Source organism: Helicobacter winghamensis ATCC BAA-430, assembly GCF_028751035.1.
Taxonomy (GTDB): domain Bacteria; phylum Campylobacterota; class Campylobacteria; order Campylobacterales; family Helicobacteraceae; genus Helicobacter_D; species Helicobacter_D winghamensis.
The window spans coordinates 819,383-836,943 of the sequence record NZ_CP063533.1 but is presented as its reverse complement, the minus strand read 5'-3'; the positions used below and the strand labels follow the sequence as shown (position 1 = coordinate 836,943).

Annotated in this window: 19 protein-coding genes and 1 pseudogene; 6 read left to right on the top strand and 14 right to left on the bottom strand. The window is 34.9% G+C overall.

Features of this window, described 5'->3' with window-relative positions; translation table 11 throughout:
- Positions 1–2: 2 nt before the first annotated feature.
- The 4 genes from IP358_RS04290 to hemJ form a co-directional block, all read right to left on the bottom strand.
- Positions 3–941, bottom strand: a complete 939-nt coding sequence (locus IP358_RS04290) for a permease (RefSeq protein WP_006802354.1) — start codon at positions 939–941, stop codon at positions 3–5.
- Between the two features lie 65 nt (positions 942–1,006).
- Complete coding sequence (gene ubiE / locus IP358_RS04285; RefSeq protein WP_006802353.1) at positions 1,007–1,732, bottom strand: bifunctional demethylmenaquinone methyltransferase/2-methoxy-6-polyprenyl-1,4-benzoquinol methylase UbiE; 726 nt, start codon at positions 1,730–1,732, stop codon at positions 1,007–1,009.
- Complete coding sequence (gene argH, locus IP358_RS04280) at positions 1,732–3,141, bottom strand: argininosuccinate lyase (RefSeq protein WP_006802352.1); 1,410 nt, start codon at positions 3,139–3,141, stop codon at positions 1,732–1,734. Before argH ends, ubiE begins: the two co-directional genes overlap by 1 nt.
- Positions 3,142–3,150: 9 nt before the next feature.
- Entirely contained in the window at positions 3,151–3,582 is a 432-nt protein-coding gene (hemJ, locus tag IP358_RS04275; protein WP_006802351.1) for a protoporphyrinogen oxidase HemJ, read from the bottom strand.
- 160 nt (positions 3,583–3,742) lie between these two features.
- Between hemJ and IP358_RS04270 the strand changes: the two genes are divergently transcribed.
- The 3 genes from IP358_RS04270 to IP358_RS04260 are packed head-to-tail and all read left to right on the top strand — an operon-like array spanning position 3,743 to position 5,785.
- Positions 3,743–4,381: an amino acid ABC transporter permease gene (locus IP358_RS04270; protein ID WP_040498599.1), complete on the top strand. Its 639-nt coding sequence runs from the start codon at positions 3,743–3,745 to the stop codon at positions 4,379–4,381.
- Positions 4,382–4,385: 4 nt separating this feature from the next.
- Positions 4,386–5,039, top strand: a complete 654-nt coding sequence (locus tag IP358_RS04265) for an amino acid ABC transporter permease (RefSeq protein ID WP_006802349.1) — start codon at positions 4,386–4,388, stop codon at positions 5,037–5,039.
- A gap of 8 nt (positions 5,040–5,047) precedes the next feature.
- Positions 5,048–5,785 carry an amino acid ABC transporter ATP-binding protein gene (locus IP358_RS04260; RefSeq protein WP_101312960.1) on the top strand — a complete coding sequence of 246 codons (738 nt, stop codon included), beginning with the start codon at positions 5,048–5,050 and terminating at the stop codon, positions 5,783–5,785.
- A gap of 8 nt (positions 5,786–5,793) precedes the next feature.
- Here IP358_RS04260 and IP358_RS04255 read toward each other — a convergent pair whose 3' ends face one another.
- A complete protein-coding gene (locus tag IP358_RS04255; protein ID WP_156777715.1) occupies positions 5,794–5,967 on the bottom strand; it encodes a hypothetical protein in 174 nt (57 codons plus the stop codon).
- Positions 5,968–5,977: 10 nt separating this feature from the next.
- Positions 5,978–7,447: an L-aspartate oxidase gene (locus IP358_RS04250; protein WP_006802346.1), complete on the bottom strand. Its 1,470-nt coding sequence runs from the start codon at positions 7,445–7,447 to the stop codon at positions 5,978–5,980.
- A 105-nt stretch (positions 7,448–7,552) separates the two neighbouring features.
- Here IP358_RS04250 and IP358_RS04245 point away from each other — a divergent pair, with 105 nt between their 5' ends.
- Together IP358_RS04245 and uvrC are read left to right on the top strand one after the other, a co-directional pair.
- Entirely contained in the window at positions 7,553–8,002 is a 450-nt protein-coding gene (locus IP358_RS04245) for a hypothetical protein (protein WP_040498499.1), read from the top strand.
- A gap of 6 nt (positions 8,003–8,008) precedes the next feature.
- Positions 8,009–9,865, top strand: coding sequence for an excinuclease ABC subunit UvrC (gene uvrC / locus IP358_RS04240; protein ID WP_006802343.1), 1,857 nt, complete (start codon positions 8,009–8,011; stop codon positions 9,863–9,865).
- Here the strand turns inward: uvrC and IP358_RS04235 are convergent.
- The 7 genes from IP358_RS04235 to IP358_RS04205 are packed head-to-tail and all read right to left on the bottom strand — an operon-like array spanning position 9,834 to position 14,804.
- On the bottom strand, positions 9,834–10,319 hold the full coding sequence (locus IP358_RS04235) for a hypothetical protein (RefSeq protein ID WP_006802342.1): 486 nt from the start codon (positions 10,317–10,319) through the stop codon (positions 9,834–9,836). The genes uvrC and IP358_RS04235 overlap by 32 nt on opposite strands.
- Positions 10,320–10,360: 41 nt before the next feature.
- Entirely contained in the window at positions 10,361–10,687 is a 327-nt protein-coding gene (cutA, locus tag IP358_RS04230) for a divalent cation tolerance protein CutA (RefSeq protein ID WP_248613379.1), read from the bottom strand.
- Positions 10,688–10,695: 8 nt separating this feature from the next.
- Positions 10,696–10,971, bottom strand: coding sequence for a hypothetical protein (locus IP358_RS04225; RefSeq protein ID WP_006802340.1), 276 nt, complete (start codon positions 10,969–10,971; stop codon positions 10,696–10,698).
- A 1-nt stretch (position 10,972) separates the two neighbouring features.
- Positions 10,973–11,785, bottom strand: coding sequence for an HdrB C-terminal domain-containing protein (locus IP358_RS04220; protein ID WP_006802339.1), 813 nt, complete (start codon positions 11,783–11,785; stop codon positions 10,973–10,975).
- Positions 11,786–11,793: 8 nt separating this feature from the next.
- On the bottom strand, positions 11,794–12,537 hold the full coding sequence (locus IP358_RS04215; RefSeq protein ID WP_006802338.1) for a DUF5644 domain-containing protein: 744 nt from the start codon (positions 12,535–12,537) through the stop codon (positions 11,794–11,796).
- A 43-nt stretch (positions 12,538–12,580) separates the two neighbouring features.
- The gene (locus IP358_RS04210; RefSeq protein WP_006802337.1) at positions 12,581–13,054 is read right to left on the bottom strand and encodes a hypothetical protein; all 474 of its coding nucleotides are present in this window, start codon (positions 13,052–13,054) and stop codon (positions 12,581–12,583) included.
- A gap of 1 nt (position 13,055) precedes the next feature.
- Positions 13,056–14,804, bottom strand: a complete 1,749-nt coding sequence (locus IP358_RS04205; RefSeq protein WP_006802336.1) for a M3 family oligoendopeptidase — start codon at positions 14,802–14,804, stop codon at positions 13,056–13,058.
- A 122-nt stretch (positions 14,805–14,926) separates the two neighbouring features.
- On the opposite strand from IP358_RS04205, the gene IP358_RS04200 reads away from it, so the two are divergent.
- The gene (locus IP358_RS04200) at positions 14,927–15,541 is read left to right on the top strand and encodes an RBBP9/YdeN family alpha/beta hydrolase (protein ID WP_040498496.1); all 615 of its coding nucleotides are present in this window, start codon (positions 14,927–14,929) and stop codon (positions 15,539–15,541) included.
- A 37-nt stretch (positions 15,542–15,578) separates the two neighbouring features.
- Here the strand turns inward: IP358_RS04200 and rpoD are convergent.
- Positions 15,579–17,422: pseudogene (gene rpoD / locus IP358_RS04195) on the bottom strand (RNA polymerase sigma factor RpoD).
- Positions 17,423–17,561: the final 139 nt, after the last annotated feature.

The window sequence follows — 17,561 nt, the reverse complement described above, 5'->3', positions numbered from 1 at the left end:
TATTAGTTTTTCAAAACTAGCGTAAAATAGCCAAATACAATGGCAATGCTTAACACAATGCCAACAAAAATCACCAAAAATAAAAAACGCATTTTGGATTTTAGTAAAATTAACTCCGGCAAAGAGCAGCCCCCACCTGCGATTAAAAAACTCATTACAATTTCTAGTGGCACACCTATATCAAGCAATGCAACTCCAATGGGGATTATGGCTTCTACACGCACATAGAGAAAAATCCCAAGCAATGCGGCAAATATGATTCCAGTGTTTCCAAACTCTGCAACAAAATATAGAGAATCTTGTGGGACAAATCCTTTTAGCACCGCACCAATAAGCATTCCAACAACCAAATACACAAATACCTTTCTATATTGAAACAATGCTTCATTAAACGCTTTTTTTACAGAAATTTTTTGGGGCTTTTGAATAAAGACTAAAGGTTTTTGAATCTGTGGCTTTTGTAGGGGTAATAAGATGGGGCTAAATGAAAATTTGGTGCTTTCTTTCAATAAAAGATTGGGGATTTTTGCAAGACACAAAGCGATAAAAAAGACAAATAAGATAATAAATAAACCATAAAGACTTGCCAATTCTCCCCCAAAAGCAAATACAATCATTCCTAAAATCACAGGATTCAAAAGTGGCGAAGTTAATAAATACGCACAAGCAATGCTTAATGGAATCTTTGCTTGTAATAAGCCATAGAACAATGGGATTGTCGAGCAAGAACAAAAAGGCGTTAAAGCACCGAGCAAAATGGCTTTTATATAGCCAAAGATATTATTTTTAAGCGTTTTTTGAAGTAGGGTTTGGAATCTTTGCTGCAATAGCGTTACACAAAAATTAATAGCCAAAAATAACAACGAAAGCTCTATAAAATAGATAGAAAATACCCCAGCTGTCGCAACTAGCTTATCTATAAAAACTTGTGAAATCTGCATACATACTCCTTAATCACATTTTCATCTTAGACAAAGTGTAAGTATAGCAGACGTATATCAATAAATCAAGATTTATTGATATACTGGTAATTTTTAGCAATAAATAGCGTACAGACACCTGCGGAAAATGCTTTGGTATAAAGTGGCTTAAAGCCTACTTCACTAAGTTCAGTGTTTAATTTATCTGTGGTCAAAAACTCTTCAATAGAATCTGGTAAATAACGATAGGCACGGTAATTCCTTGAGATAATTCCCCCCACAAAAGGTAGAATCTTTTTTGTATAAAATCCCATTAATTGTTCTATTAAGCTAGGATTTTCACATTTTGTAAATTCTAAAATTACCAAGATTCCATCTTTTTTAAGCACCCTTGCAAACTCATTTAACGCCTTTTTGCGCTCTACCACATTACGGATTCCATAGGCAATACTTAAAATATCTTTGCTTTCACTCTCTAGTGGTAACTCTGTAGCCTCACATTGTATAAAATTAATTTCTGGCATTTTTTTACGCGCAACACTTAGCATTCCCTCACTTGGATCAAGCCCTATGATACTTTGAATCTCTACACCTTCTTTTTGTGCATTTTTTTGCCAATGGCTTATCATATCCCCTGTGCCACAAGCAATATCAGCAATTTCTAAGCCTTGATTCTTTGAGAGCTTAAAGGCTTGCTTGCAAGCAATTTTGCGCCAAGTTATATCAATCCCGCAACTCATTACGCGATTTGTTAAATCATAACTCCCTGCAATATCATCAAACATTGTAATAATTTCTTGCTGTTTTGACATCACACATTCCCTAAAGTTGTTTTAGCAAGCTCTAACCACGCATTTAGGCTTTCAATCTGCGCCAAAGTGGCTTGCGTAGAAGTCCCGCCATAAGAATTACGACTCTCCATTGAAGCCTTTAAATCAAGGCTGCTATGCGCTTCTTTTGGAATCCTGTAATCCACAGCACAAAGCTCTTCTATGCTTAATTCACTCAAATCTTTTCCTAAAGATTCCGCACTTGCAACGGCTTTTCCAGTAATGTGATGGGCTTCCCTAAAAGGGATTTCACAATTTTTAACAAGAAAATCCGCCAAATCTGTCGCGCTTAAATGCCCTACTCTACACGCCTTTAGCATAGAATCTTTATGGATTGTCATAGTCTTTAGCGCGTCATTTAAAATTCTTAAAGAAATCTCAAGTGTTTCAAAACTGTCAAAAACCCCTTCTTTATCTTCTTGAGTGTCTTTGTTGTAAGCTAGTGGTAAGCCCTTCATCACCACCAAAAGTCCCATTAAATTCCCATACACGCGCCCACTTTTACCACGCAAAAGCTCCGGTACATCGGGATTTTTCTTTTGTGGCATAATAGAGCTTCCCGTAGAATACGCATCGCTTAATGTAATAAACCTAAACTCATAACTACTCCACAGCACAAGCTCTTCTGCAAAGCGTGAAATATGCATTGCAAGCAGACTTGTATCATACAAAAAATCCAGCGCAAAATCCCTATCACTTACAGAATCTGTTGCATTAAGCGTTGGCGCGATAAACCCTAACTCTTTTGCTACAAAATGCCTATCTGTGCTATAAGGAGTGCCAGCAAGGGCGGCAGCACCAAGCGGGCAATAATTATTACGCTTAAAAGTAGATTCCAACCTTTCAAAATCACGCATAAACATACACGCATACGCACAAAGCAAAAAGCCAAAATTAACAGGCTGTGCGTGCTGTAAATGCGTCATTCCCGGAAGCATTGTTTGCGTATGTTCTTTTGCAAGGCTTAAAAGTGTGGTAATGAGATTTAATACTAAATTGCGTAAATGTTTATTAGAATCTAAAACAAAAAGTCTAAAGTCGAGAGCAACTTGGTCGTTACGACTTCTTGCAGTGTGGAGTTTTTTACCTGCTTCCCCAATGATTTGCGTTAAACGGCTTTCTATTGCCATATGAATATCTTCATCACTAAGTTTAAACTCAAAAACACCGCTTTCAATTTCATCTTTAACTTGTTCTAATCCCTTACAAATCAAATCTGCTTCATCTTGGGTTAGGATTCCACATCTTGCTAGCATTTTTGCGTGCGTTTTAGAGCCTAGAATATCTTGCTTATAAAGCTTTTTATCAAAAGGCAAAGACGCATTAAAAACATCTAAAATCTCTGCCGCACTTGCGCTAAATCGTCCGCCCCATAGTTTTTGATTTGCCATAATACCCCTTTAAAATGGTTTTAAAATCACTAAAATTGTAATAAAAATTAGTACGATAGTTGGCACTTCATTGTATGCGCGAAAAAATTTGCCACTTTTAAAACAACGATTCTCCCTAAAAGCAACCATATAACGATATAAACTAAAGTGATATGCCAATAAAAGCACCACAAGCAGAATCTTAGCGTGCATCCAACCACCACCTGTTAAAAAACTAGGCTCTAAAACAAGTAGCCAAACCCCAGAAGCAAATGTTGCAATTAAAGCAGGATAACCAATGAAGTTATAAAGTTTCTCTTCTTGGATTTTTACCACTTCCACAAACCCCATATTATCAAGATGTTCAGCATGATAAACAAAAAGACGCGGTAGATAAAAGAGCATTGCCATCCAAGACACAAAAGAAATAATATGAAAAATCTTTACATAATAAAACAGCATAAACGCACTCCAAAAATTTCAAAATTAAGATTAAATTTTATCAAAATAAACTTGTAAAATAGGTAAATATTAAACCTTAAGTTGCAATAAGGCAAAATTCGCAAAATTTTTATTTTATACTTTGGAAGTAAGCTTGTCTTTTAATTTTGATATTTTATTTATGCAAAATGCGATTCCAACTTTTTTAAAAGCCCTGTGGCTGACATTGCATTTATCATTTTTTGGAATCGTTTTCTCTATAATTTTGGGATTTTTTATTGCACTTATACAATTTTATAAAATCCGTTTTTTAAATGCCGTTGCACAAGGCTATATTGAACTCTCACGCAATACCCCTTTACTCATTCAACTTTTCTTTTTATACTATGGTTTGCCACAAATTGGGCTAAAGTTAGATAGCTACATTTGCGCATTGATTGGCATAACTTTTCTTGGGGGAAGCTATATGGCAGAATCTTTTCGCGCTGGATTAGAATCTGTGGGAAAAATCCAAATAGAATCAGGGCGAAGCTTGGGACTTAGTGAAAAACAGCTTGTATTTTCTATCATTTTGCCTCAAAGTTTAATGGTAAGCCTTCCTTACATTGGTGCAAATGTAATTTTTCTTTTAAAAGAAACTTCTGTTGTTAGTGCAATCGCCCTTGTGGATGTGCTTTTTGTTACAAAAGACTTAATTGGAAGCTATTACAAGACAAATGAAACCTTGCTTCTTTTAGTGCTTTGCTATTTAGTTGTCTTATTACCTTTATCTATTGTCTTTTCAATGCTAGAAAAACATTACAAAAAGTTTCTAGGGTAAAATTATGGAAGTCTTACTTTTGCCACAGAATATTTTAAGAATCTTGCAAGGTGTTTTTATTACTTTACAAATCGCACTTATTGCAATTATATTTTCTTGTCTTTTTGGCTTTATTTTAGGGTATTTGATGACTTTAAAATCTAGGCTTTTAAGAGGAATTTGTCGCTTGTATTTAGAATCTATCCGCATAATCCCCATTTTAGCGTGGCTTTTTATTATTTACTTTGGTTTTTCAAGTGTGATAAATCTCAGTGGAGTTGGGGCTTGTATTTTAGCTTTTAGTCTTTGGGGTATTGCTGAAATGGGAGATTTAGTGCGTGGTGCAATCTCAAGTTTGCCCAAACATCAAGAACAAAGTGCTAGAGCTTTAGGTTTAAAAGAGTGGCAAGTGCAGGTTTTTGTTGTTTTCCCGCAAAGTTTCAAACGCCTACTTCCAAGTCTTGTAAATCTCTTTACTAGAATGATTAAAACAACTTCACTAGCCGCACTCATTGGAGTTAGCGATATGTTAAAAGTTGGACAACAAATTATTGAAGTTAATCTCATAAGCTACCCTACGGCTAGTTTTTGGGTGTATGGTGGAATCTTTTTTGTGTATTTTGCGCTCTGTTATCCGCTCTCTGTGTTTAGTCACTACTTAGAGAAAAAACTCATTTAAGGGCAATGATGGTTTTATTAAGATTAGAAAATATTGTAAAAAAATATGTAGATAATCTCGTTTTAGATAATGTTAGCTTAGAGGTTAAAAAGGGAGAAGTTTGTGCAATTTTAGGACCTAGTGGGTGCGGCAAAAGCACATTTTTGCGTTGTATTAATGGATTGGAATCTATTCAAGGTGGCAAAATCTACTTAGATGGAGTGCAAATTAGCGGTGAAGGCGTGCAAACAAAATGGAGCAAAGTGCGTCAAAAAATCGGAATGGTTTTTCAAAACTATGAGCTTTTTCCCCATTTGAGTGTTTTAGAAAACATTACTCTAGCTCCCATTAAAGTGCAAAATAGAAGTATAAAAGATGCGAAAGAACAGGCACTTAGATTGCTAGAGCGCGTTGGGCTAACACATAAAAAGGACTCTTACCCTAAAGAGTTAAGTGGAGGACAAAAACAGCGTGTAGCAATCGTGCGTGCTTTATGTATGAATCCAGAAATTATGCTCTTTGATGAAGTTACTGCTTCATTAGATCCTGAAATGGTAAAAGAAGTCTTGGAAGTTATTAAAGAGCTTGCAGAGAATGGAATGACAATGATTCTAGTAACTCACGAAATGAAGTTCGCAAGGCTTGTCGCAGATAGAATCGTGTTTTTTGACCACGGAAAAATCGCAGAGATTGCAACACCTCAAGAGTTTTTTACAAACCCTAAAAGTGAGCGCGCTAAAAAGTTTTTAAATATTTTTGAATTTTAAACTAAATCTTAAAAAAATGAATAATCATCTTTAGATTCTATATTTTTAGTTTTTCTAGGCTTCTTTTGAATCTCTTCTAAATCTCTTAGAAGAGTTTTTCTAAACTTATCCATTGTTACATTTTCTTGATTTCTTAATAATTTATTTTTAAATTTATTGCGCAATCGCATTTTGTTTTTCATCGTTTTTCCTTTATTCTGTAAGATAATGCGCACCTATGGACGCATCACGCTTAAGTGCTGATTCTATAATATTTTTTGCAGTAAGCAAACGCAAGCGAAGCAGTCGCCCTACTCCACTTTGCAACATTACTTCCACGCCCCCTAAGGCTTCATTAAGCCCTGATTTATTACGCATAATACCAACTTTGCTCCACATTAAATGACGCAAAATCGCCTTAAGATTCTCATCTTGTGGATTTTGTAAAGGCTCTGTGTGGAGTAAAAACTCTCTAGTTTTTTGCTCACTCTTCACACAGCCCATAATATCCCTAGCACTACGCCTTGAAAACACTAAGCCTTCAAGTAAGGAATTAGAAGCAAGGCGGTTTGCTCCATGAACTCCCGTGCAAGCACACTCACCTACTGCATAGAGATTTTCCATCCCTACAACCTTACCCACACCATCTGTTTCAATACCGCCCATACAATAGTGAAACGCAGGGGAAATTGGAATCCTATCTTTGGGTAAATCATACCCAAAGGCACTAAGATTACGCGCAATATTAGGAAAACGATTATAAAAAAATTCTTTAGAAAACTCACTTAAATCCAAATAGATTTCTTGTTCCTCTTGCTTTTTAAATTTTTCTTGTAACTTTAGCTTGTAATCAAAAATACTTCTAGCTACCCTATCTCGCGAAGCTAGCTCGCCTTTTTTATCATAATCAAACAAGAAACGCTTTCCAAAATAATCCACAACTTTAGCTCCCTCCCCCCTTAGAGCTTCACTAAGTAGCATTTTGCGTGCGTGATGCGTTTTAACAAAAACGGTTGGGTGAAACTGCAACATTTCCATATCTTTAAGCTTCAAGCCATTTTCAAGAATCATTCCGTGCAACTCACTAGAAATTGTATGTGCATTTGTATGATACTCAAAAAGCGCGCCCACACCGCCACTTGCTAAAATAATATGCTTGGCATAAAGATTATAGTTTCCACGCTTTGTTAGCACACTCACACCATAACAATGATTATTTTCAATCAAAAGCTCCGTAACTGTTGCATTTTTCCACAAAGTATGTGAGATTTGTGCCATTAAATGCGAATGCAACGCACGCCCTGTGGAATCCCCTCCCGCGTGGATAATGCGTGAAGTGCTATGTGCAGCTTCTTTGGTAAAAAGCAAATTTCCATTTGCGTCCTTATCAAAAGGCGTTTGACGCGCTATTAAATCTTCTAGCACCTCTAAACTCTCTTCGCTTAATGTTTTTACTGCGTTTTCATCACACATTCCAGCCCCAGCATCAAGCGTATCTTTAATATGTAACGCAATATCTTCAGTATTCTTGGCAACTGCGATTCCGCCTTGTGCGTAAAAGGTGTTGCATTCCCAAGGCTGATCTTTGCAGAGAATTAAAACTTTCAACTCTTTGGGCAAATTTAGTGAAGCATATAACCCAGCAACCCCAGCACCTACAATAATTACATCAAAATGTAACATTATAATTCTTTAAGATTGTGTTTGTGTGCTTCTAAATGGATCGTCTTTAAATCCGCAACCAGCACTTAAAGCACTAAACAAAACAATCTGTGTTATAATTAAAAAATGAAAAATATATCGGAAGTTTTGACGCATCTCTTAAGCTCTCCTAGTTTTAAAAGATTCCACGAAATTAGAGAATCAGAGTATTTTATACAAATGTTACCTTTAAGCCTTAAAAACGGAATCGCTTTTACTTATACTAAGGATAAAATTCTATTTATCACTCTAAAGCACCCCTGTTTCAAGCAAGAATTCTATCATAAAATTAGTCTAGTTAAACAACTTTTAAAACAATATCAGCAAGAAAAAAATGCACTTTTGGAAGTAAAAGATATAAAAACTTTTGTAACTTATAATGCCTATCAAAAAGAAGTGAAAAAAAACCAAGAAAATAAGATTCCACTAACCTATGGTGAGTTAAGCTATGGAGAGTTTGAAAACTTAGCAAAAGACCCGCAAATACACGCCCTCTTTGAATCCATACGCAAGCATATTTTAAACAATAAAGAATAGCAAAATATGGAATCCAATTTTAAGCCCCTATCACAAAACCTACTAGAAACTTTAAAAAAGATTCCAAATTCTAGCGGTGTGTATCATTATTTTGACACGCAAGGCAAGTTGCTTTATGTGGGCAAGGCAAAGAATCTAAAACATCGCATTAAAAGTTATTTTCGTTTCACTCCAAACTTAGCTCCCGCACCAAATTTAAGCCCAAGAATTACGCAAATGGTTAGTCAAATCGCACATTTACGCTATATTGTTGTGGAGAACGAAAATGACGCGCTAATCTTAGAAAACTCCCTAATTAAGCAACTTAAGCCAAAATACAATGTGTTATTGCGCGATGATAAAACTTATCCGTATTTATGCGTGGATTTACAAGAAGATTTTCCGCGCATTTTACTCACTAGAAAAATTTTTAAAAAGCAAGGATTGCGCTATTTTGGACCTTTTTCAAGCGGTGCTAGGGATCTTTTGGATTCCATCTATGAAATTTTCCCACTTGCACAAAAAGAATCGTGCAAAAATGGCAAAAAAGCCTGTCTTTTTTATCAAATCCATCGCTGTTTAGCTCCCTGTGAAGGTAAAATTTCTACCAAAGACTATGCAAAGATTCTCCAAAATGCCTTAGAGTGCGTAGAAAATCCTAAAAAAATCCTAGCACCATTGGAGCAAAAAATGCTTCAACTCTCACAAAATTTACGCTTTGAAGAAGCTCTAATCTTGCGCGATAGGATTGCAAAAATTAAAAACCTAACCCCTTTATCTTCTGTGGATTTTGCAAATTTAGTAGATTTAGATATTTTTGCACTTGTCTGCGAAGATAAACGCGCTGTGCTTGTAAAATTCTTTATGCGTAATGGCAAAATTATCTCAAGTGCGACACAAAATCTTAAAAGTGAATTAGGATTTGATAGTTTAAGCATTTATAAACAGGCACTAATTAACCACTACTCTAACACCCTTCCGCTAGTTCCAAAACAAATTCTAATTCCCTTTGATTTAGGTGAAAGCACGCAAGAGTTGGAATACTTTTTGCAAGAAAAAGTTGGCAAAAAAGTCCAAATCCACTTCCCAAAAAGTGGTGATAAAAAACGCCTATGCGAGCTTGCAATACAGAATGGAAAAGAGATTTTACGCCTAGAACAAAATGATAATGAAGAAATTTTTAACGCCTTAAAAACGCTCTTTTGCCTACAAAATACGCCCTATCGCTTTGAAGTTTTTGATACCTCTCACCACAAAGGCACACAATGCGTTGGAGCAATGGTTGTGTATGATGGCTTGGATTTTATCAAGGAATCTTATCGCCATTATTTACTAGAAGGCAAAGATGAATACACACAAATGCGTGAAATGCTAACACGGCGCATACAAGATTTTCAAAAAGAATCCCCGCCTGATTTATGGGTGCTTGATGGGGGGGCTGGACAGATTAATCTTGCAAAAGAGTTGCTAGAGAGTGCGGGAGTTAATTTAGAAGTTATAGGGATTGCAAAAGAGAAGATTGATAGCAAGACTCACCGCGCAAAAGGCGGTGCAAAAGACATTTTAAGAGATGAAAATTTAAAGGAATATCGCCTAAGTATGAGCGATAAACGCTTGCAATTTTTACAAAAATTGCGCGATGAAGCACATCGCTTTGCAATCACCTTTCACCAAAAGCAAAAGCAAAAAACAATGCAACACTCTAAACTTTTAAGCATTAAAGGCATAGGCAAAGCTATCCAAAACAAGCTCTTAGCCTATTTTGGAAGTTTTGAAGCCATTGAAAAGGCAGACTTAGATGAGCTTGAAAAAGTGCTATCAAAAACCTTTGCTAAATCCGTTTTTAATGCGCTTAGAAGTTTCCAAAATAACGCACAGCACTGATTTTTCTATCCACATTGCTAAGTAAATTCAAGTTTTCTTTACTTAAATTTGCATTTTGTAAGATATTTTGCGTTTGCGTAGAATCTAAACTTGGATTAAATTTATACAACACATCAAAACCCATTTTCTCTTCTTTACTTAGGATTCCATTTTGCATCATCGCATCACCTAGCTCGCTTAAATTGCCATTAATGCTAAAATCTTTAGCAAAATCACGCATTTTTGTAAAATCGTGGCTAAGTGTTAAAACATCTTCAATTTCGCGCGTTGTGGTATTTGTATTTGCCGTATCAAAAAGCGCATCAATACCTTGTGCTCTTTGTGTTTCTTTGGTGGAAAAAACAGAGTTAGAATCGCTTTTATTGGTAAAACCTGTTAGATTGCTGGATTTATTTTGATCATAAGCTTGACTTAATAAGCCCCACATTTGGTTATTTTTATCGCCAACTTGCATAACTTTCCTTTATTTTAAAGTCTTATAAGTTAAAGCAAAAATTATTCCAAGTTATCCAAAAATGCGTTTTTACACCATTTTTTATATTCCCTAGAAACCTTATAAAGTTTGATTCCAACAATCTCTGGAAGTTCATAAGCGTGGTTTTCCAAAAGATCTTTTTTAAGCTTCTTAAAGTCTTTTTTAAACACCTTAAAGTTTAGCAAAACTTCCGCCTCACTAACAATTTGTGAAAAGTTGGAATCCTTTTTCCACACATAGCTACTTTGAATCTGTGTTTGTTGAATGCATGGACATAAGCGTGATTGCAAGGCTATTTCAATTAATAATTTTGCGTTAGATTCCGTTGTTGTAGTTTGAAGCAACATTAGGCGCATTATTTTTCGCCACCCATTCTTTTTTTCTTTTCTTCAAGTGCTTTCTTCTTCTCTTCTTGGCGCATTTTTTCTAAATTTCTTTGTCGCTCTTTTGAACGCCTATATTTTTCTATAAACTCTTCACGCTCTGTCTGACTTTGATATGCAATAGGACGGATAAAAAAGATTCCAAGCATTAAAACAAAGAAAAAAATCGCAGTCTCTTGGTTAGCAGTGAGTTGATACCAAGCCATTGCAATTCCAAGTGAGATGATAACTTTTAAAACAGAAACCATATTACAGCATTTGTGGTTTAATTTTATGTGCGTTAAATTCTAAAGATTCCGCATTTGAATCCATAAACAACGCCAAAATCACTTGTGGCATAAAAAGTAGCGGAATCTCAGCGGTATCACGCCCAGAAACATCTTGTAAGTCCTTAATGTGCTTGTCCATAAGCTCAAAATTTCCTAAATTTGCGGTGATAATAAAATCCACTCCACAATCTACCATTTCATAATAATCCATTGCGCCCATTTTGTAAGCAAGCTTGGGATTACTTTGGAGCAAATATGCATAACTCTCTTTAAAAAATGGCAAAATCTTAAGCCCTGTAAAACTCTCAATGCGCGATAGAATTTGCAACTCTCTAATCCGCTCTTCAAGCTCTCTATCTATTATAAAAGCGCATTTAAAGCCCTCCCAACGCCTGTGTTTTATAGCATCAAGTGGAATCCTATCCACCAGCACTTCAGGGGCAAATACAAAGCTATTTTCAAGATTTAAAATATCAATCGCACAAGCCTTTGCTAGCTCTTCTCTAAGTTCTGTATTTTCATACAGATTTTTTAAAAGCCTTGTGATAACCAAAAGACTTTGTGAATCACAAACTAACACCTTATGTCCATCTTGTTGCGCTTTATCTAATAGCAAAATTAAGGGCTTAAAATACTCCACAGGCGTAATAAATGGCAAAAACTTCTCATCAAGCGCTAGCGATTCTGTCCTAACAATAGGGATATGGATCTTCTCTAAGAGTTTCTTAACGCTAGAGATTAAAGGCTTGCAATGCTTATAAAAGTTATTATGCAAAAGGATATAAGATTCCATTATTTCTCCTAACTCTTTAAGATTTTGGCTTTAAACTTCTGAATCTTTGGATTTTCACAACGATCAAATAGTAATATTTTTAGCTCATTAATACAACGATCAAATCTATCATCTTGTGGAAAAAGATATGTTTTTAATTCTTGAGCATTTAAGACTCCATTTTCTAAATCACTTACTGATTCTAAAATAGCATTTGTTTTGTGCTTTGCATACAATGCCGCTACAAGCAAAAAATACGCTTCGCCTAAATAGCTTGGATTCTCCACACTCAAAGGCGTTGCATACGCATAGGGCAAGAAAGAAAGCAGAAATGTATTACTTAGCGTTTTAGATTCCAACTTCTCAATGCCAATTCCTTTAAAATCTGCATTTTTAAAAATGCTTAACACTTCATCACTTGCTAACTCATCTAAGCCTAATTCTCTTAGTGGCGCAAGTTTATCTAAAAATGGTTCAACATTAATCACTAAATCCTTTAGTGCTAAATGCGCATTAAGTGGCTCTACTTTCCACTCACTACCAAACCTATCTAAAAGCCTAAAAATAGGAAGCTCAAAGTCATAAACAACTACTCCATTAATCTTAAATCCATAAGCATTATAACCATACTCATACACAGAATCTTGGACGCTTTTAAGCAAATCTAGCAAGGTTTTTTCCACATTGATTTTAAGTGTTAATTTTGCAAAATAGGGCAAATAATCCGTTTTTACATCAAAACGGAACAACTCTAAGTTAATCTTTTTCTCCATTTTTTCTCCATTTGAAGCACTAAAATGCACGCAGTATAACAAATTATTTTTTAAATCTTTTGTTTTTTGGATTTGCCAAAAGGGCTTGCATTGAGCTATTTATTCCTTCATCTTCTTCCATAGAGTTTGGCTTTAACTTTGCAAAAGTTGCAAAAAGATTGACATAAATACAAAAATCTGATTGCAAACTATCGTGATTTGATAACAAAATTTGCACAATGCTATTAAGCGGAGCTGTTACAAAACTACCCAAATTCTCTTCTCCAAATCCCGCTTCAAAATACAAATTTTCTCCATCAAGCTCCAAACTCTCAAAAGTATAGCCAGCTAAAATAAACAAAGTTAGCTCTCCAAACGCATTGCGAATCTCTTGGGGCAAACTTGGCTCAAACTTCACACAATCTACATTGCAAAGAATAGAAAAGTTGATTTTTTTGCGGATTAAATGCTCTAAAATCTCATAACAATGCCTACTTTGCATTGCTTGAAACTTCTTATCCTTTAATAAAACTTCCATTTCATACCCTTTTTATAATTTCTTTTAAACCTTCCAAAAGGATTCTAACTTCTTGCATTCCAATTTCCCAAAAATCGCTACTCTCAAGATCCAATCCAAAGATTCCAACAAGTTCTTTTGGCGTTTTGCTTCCCCCAAGACTCAAAAACTTCTCGTATTTTGCCACAAAATCTTCCCTTTGCTTGCGATACACACCAAAAAGTGCAAAAACTAAAAGTTGCCCATAACTATAAGCATAGCAATAAAAAGGCGTATGGATAAAATGTGGAATATACGACCACCATAGCCTGTAATTCTCTGTTAAAATCACGCTTTTACCAAACATTTTTTGATTTTCTTCTTGCCATAGAGCATTTAGCATTTCCGTGCTTAACTCCCCATCTTTTTTATGCACCAAGCGTTCAAAATTTGTAAAAACATTTTGGCGAAAAAGTGTTGCAAATACATCTTCAAGCTTTCCTGCATAAAGAGCGATTTTTTCCTTATCATTTAGGCGTTGCTGCATTTTTTCAAATAATAACATTTCCGCAAAAACAGAAGCAGTTTCTGCTGTTGTTAGTGGAGTATCAGCGTTTAAATAACCCACAGAATACGATAGATATTGATGAATCGTGTGCCCCAGCTCGTGTGCCATTGTGAAAGCATCGCGCCTACGATTTGTGTGATTAAGCATTAAATAGGGATGCACACTAGGAACAGCACTATGGCTAAACGCTCCACCGCGCTTATTTTCTCTAGGATGTGAGTCAATCCAACCTTCATCAAACGCACGCTTGGCAATTTCGTAAAACTTTGGCGAAAACTCCGCAAACGCTTCTAAAACAATACTTTTAGATTCCATATAACTAAAGTCCGCTTCATCATTAGCAATAGGCGCATAACGATCATAATCATAAAGGCAATCATAGCCTAGTAATTGTGCTTTAAGTGTATAATATTCTTCTACAATTCCAACATTTTTATTAATGGTATCTACCATCATATCTACACTTTTTTGCGTGGTTTGGTTAGCAATATGGCGCGATTGCTCTAGGCTTTCATATCCACGCAACTCCACTGTAATCTTTAAATCCTTACGCACCACATTATAAATATAAGTTAGAAGCGGGAGATTTTGCGCCAATGTTTTACTTAAGGATTCTTGCGCCATTTTACGCACTTCCCTATCCTTGTCATAAAGCAGGCTTAAAACTTCTTCTTCACTAACTTCTTTGTTTGCCCCTTTAAGCGTGATTAAAAAGCGCAAATTACTTAAATGCTCATCAAATAATCGCTTAAAACTATCCACGCCCACAGGCTGTGTTTTTAGCAACACTTTTTCTTCTTGTAAGCTTAGTTGATACTTTGCGTGCTTTTGTAAAAGCTCTAAATAATACGCATATCCCTTTGCACTCTCTATAAACTCTTGCTGTTTTGCTCTTTCAAGTGCATTAAATTCTAAATCAAAAAACAGCAAAAAATCTTGCGCCTTATTGACTTCCATTTCGCATTCTGCATAAAATGCCCCTTCTTTTGTGTTAGACGCAAAGCACAAAAACGCATAAGTCATAATGCGTGATAGCTTCTCACAAAGTGCTTCATATTCTTTTAAGCTTTGATAAAAGGATTCTGCATTTAGCGCATTAAGATTGCCTTTATATTTCTTCTCAAAGTCTTGCGCCTTTGTAATTGCGCTTTGCATTGCATTTTGTAAAGATTCTTTGCTATCAAATAGAGGTTTTAGATTCCATATATCTTGTGTGTTTTTCATAAAATTCCTTGTAAAACATAAATCTTAAATTCTACATAAACTACACTTAAATTTAAGATATTTTAAATTTAAGCTACAATATATTATTAGCTTTTGCAAATTATTTTTAGAGGTTTTCTTAAATGAAAAAGTTACTAATGCTTTTATTTCTCTTTGTCTATCCACTCTTTGCAAAGGAAGTGTATATTATACACGGCTTTAACTGCACAAGCAAATATGCGTGGATTCCAAACCTTAAGCAAGAATTACAAGACTTAGGATATAGCGTTAAAGCCCTTGATATGCCAACACCTGATAAACCAAGCTTAGAGCAATGGACACAGCATTTAAAGAGGCAAGTTACAACACTAGATTCCAACACCTACTTTATCACGCATTCCTTAGGTGGAATCGCACTTTTGCAATTTTTAAGCCAAACGCAATTTAAAAAAGATTCTAAAATTGGTGGTATTATCCTTGTAGCACCATTTGATAAGCCTTTAGAAATCTTGCCTATTCTTAATGGCTTTACACAAACAAAGCCTAATTACAAAGCCCTACAAAACCACCTTAACCTAGCTATTGTAATTTCTTCTAAAGATGATAAAATTGTCCCACACACCCTAAGCAAAGAAGTTGCAAAAGCACTCAATGCAAAGTTAATCGCCACAGATTCTGGCGGACATTTTATGGACCAAGACGGCTTTTACTCACTGCCTTTAGCCACCCAAATCTTTAAAGATTTGCAAGAGCAATAAAGCACTTTAAAACACGGAATCCATTTTTGGATTCCAACTATTCTTCAATATAATTCTTAAGCTTTCTTCCTACTTTTGGATGTTTAAGTTTTTTAATAGCACTAGATTCTATTTGTCTAACTCTCTCTCTTGTAACATTAAGTTCTTTTCCAATCTCTTCTAGTGTTCTATCAGATTCATCATCTAATAATCCAAAACGCATTCTAATTACTGCTTTTTCTCTTTCATTAAGTTGATCTAACACATCATCAATTTGACTTTTGAGATCTTCTTTTAAGATATGATCCATTGGACCTACTGCACTTTTATCTTCTACAAAGTCTCCAAACTTACCATCTTCTCCATTACCTATTGGAGCTTCAAGGCTAATAGGTTCTTTAGTGATTTTAATCACATTTTTAACTTTATCTAAAGGTAAGCCTACTTCTTCAGCAATTTTTTCTAAATCGGGTTCTTTTCCTTCTTCTTGTAAGCATTTGCGCATAATTTTATTAATACGATTAATAGTTTCAATCATATGGATAGGGATTCTAATAGTGCGGGCTTGATCGGCAATAGCTCTTGAAATTGCTTGTCTTATCCACCAAGTTGCATAGGTTGAAAAGCGATACCCCTTTTATACTCAAATTTATCCACAGCTTTCATTAATCCAATATTGCCTTCTTGGATTAAGTCTAAAAAGGGAAGCCTCTGTTTGTATAACGCTTTGCAATACTCACCACAAGCCTTAAATTAGATTTAGCCATTTTTGTTTTGGCTTTATCAGCAATATCTTTCCCCCTTTTAATTTGTTCTAGGATTTGTTTAAGCTTTTCTGGTTCTAAATCAAAGCTTCCTCACTTGCAGCTTTCGTTTGAAAGAGTTTTTAATTTCCATATAGGTTGAAACCATTGTAGCTTCTGGCACTGCTGCTGTGATTTCTGTTTTGTTCATTTCTGTGATATTTTCTAAAATCTTTTTATGGTTTTCTAAGAGCATATCATTAAAAAGGGGTAAACGGTATTCTAAACGCTTTAATTCCTTATCAAATCCTTCATCACTTTTAATTGTGTTTTCCATTGCTTTAACAAGCTCATTGATGAGCTTACTGGTTGGTCCTAAGTCTAAAAGCTTTTCTTTTAAGAATTGTTTTTATGTGCTAGGGTTAAGAGATAGAGCATATCTTTAGAAGTTTCATCTCCATTTTCTAGCTCCCAAGTTTTTAACCAATCTTTTTAGCTTTTTCTAGTGCTTTAAAACTAACAAGAACTTTTTCTACTCTTTTTTGATCTTTTTAGAAATAGGTTTTTAGAATCTTATCTTCTGTTTCTATTTCTTCATTTTCTTCATCTACTTCTTCACTCTCTTCTTCTTTATCTTCTTCATCATCAAAGCTTTTAAAAAGCTCTTTAACTCTTCTTTCTCTATTAATTAAAGCTTCTTTGTAATCTAAGATAAAATCTATTAAATAAGGCACAGAGCAGATTGCATCTAAGATAATATTTTCTCCAAGCTCTATGTTTTTGCTTAATTCTATTTCTTCATCTCTTGTTAGAAGTGGGATTTGTCCCATTTCTCTAAGATACATTCTAACAGGGCTATCACTTCTACTCCACTCTAAAAGCTCCCTTTCTTTCATAAAGTCAAATTCATCTTCTAATTCTTCATCTAAAAGGCGTTTTTATCTTCTTTAATCTTTCTTGCATCATCTTGATTTAAAATTTTTGCAACCTCTGAAGCTGCCATTAATTGTTTTTTATATTTTTGCTAATTCACTTACTTTTTTGCTTGGGCTGCTGTGGGAAGTTTAACTAAAACTTGTGCGATTTTTTCATAAGAAACATATTTGGTGGCATTTTTAAACAATTCATCAAGCTGTTGATTGATAGTTTTTGCAGACATAGAAACTCCAAAGAATAGAATGTAGAATCATCACTCAATTTAAATGATTAAAGATTTGAAAAATCACGCATTATAGCGAAATTTGTTGAAAGTAAGTTTATTATATAGTCTTTAAATTTTATTATATAGTTTTAAAATA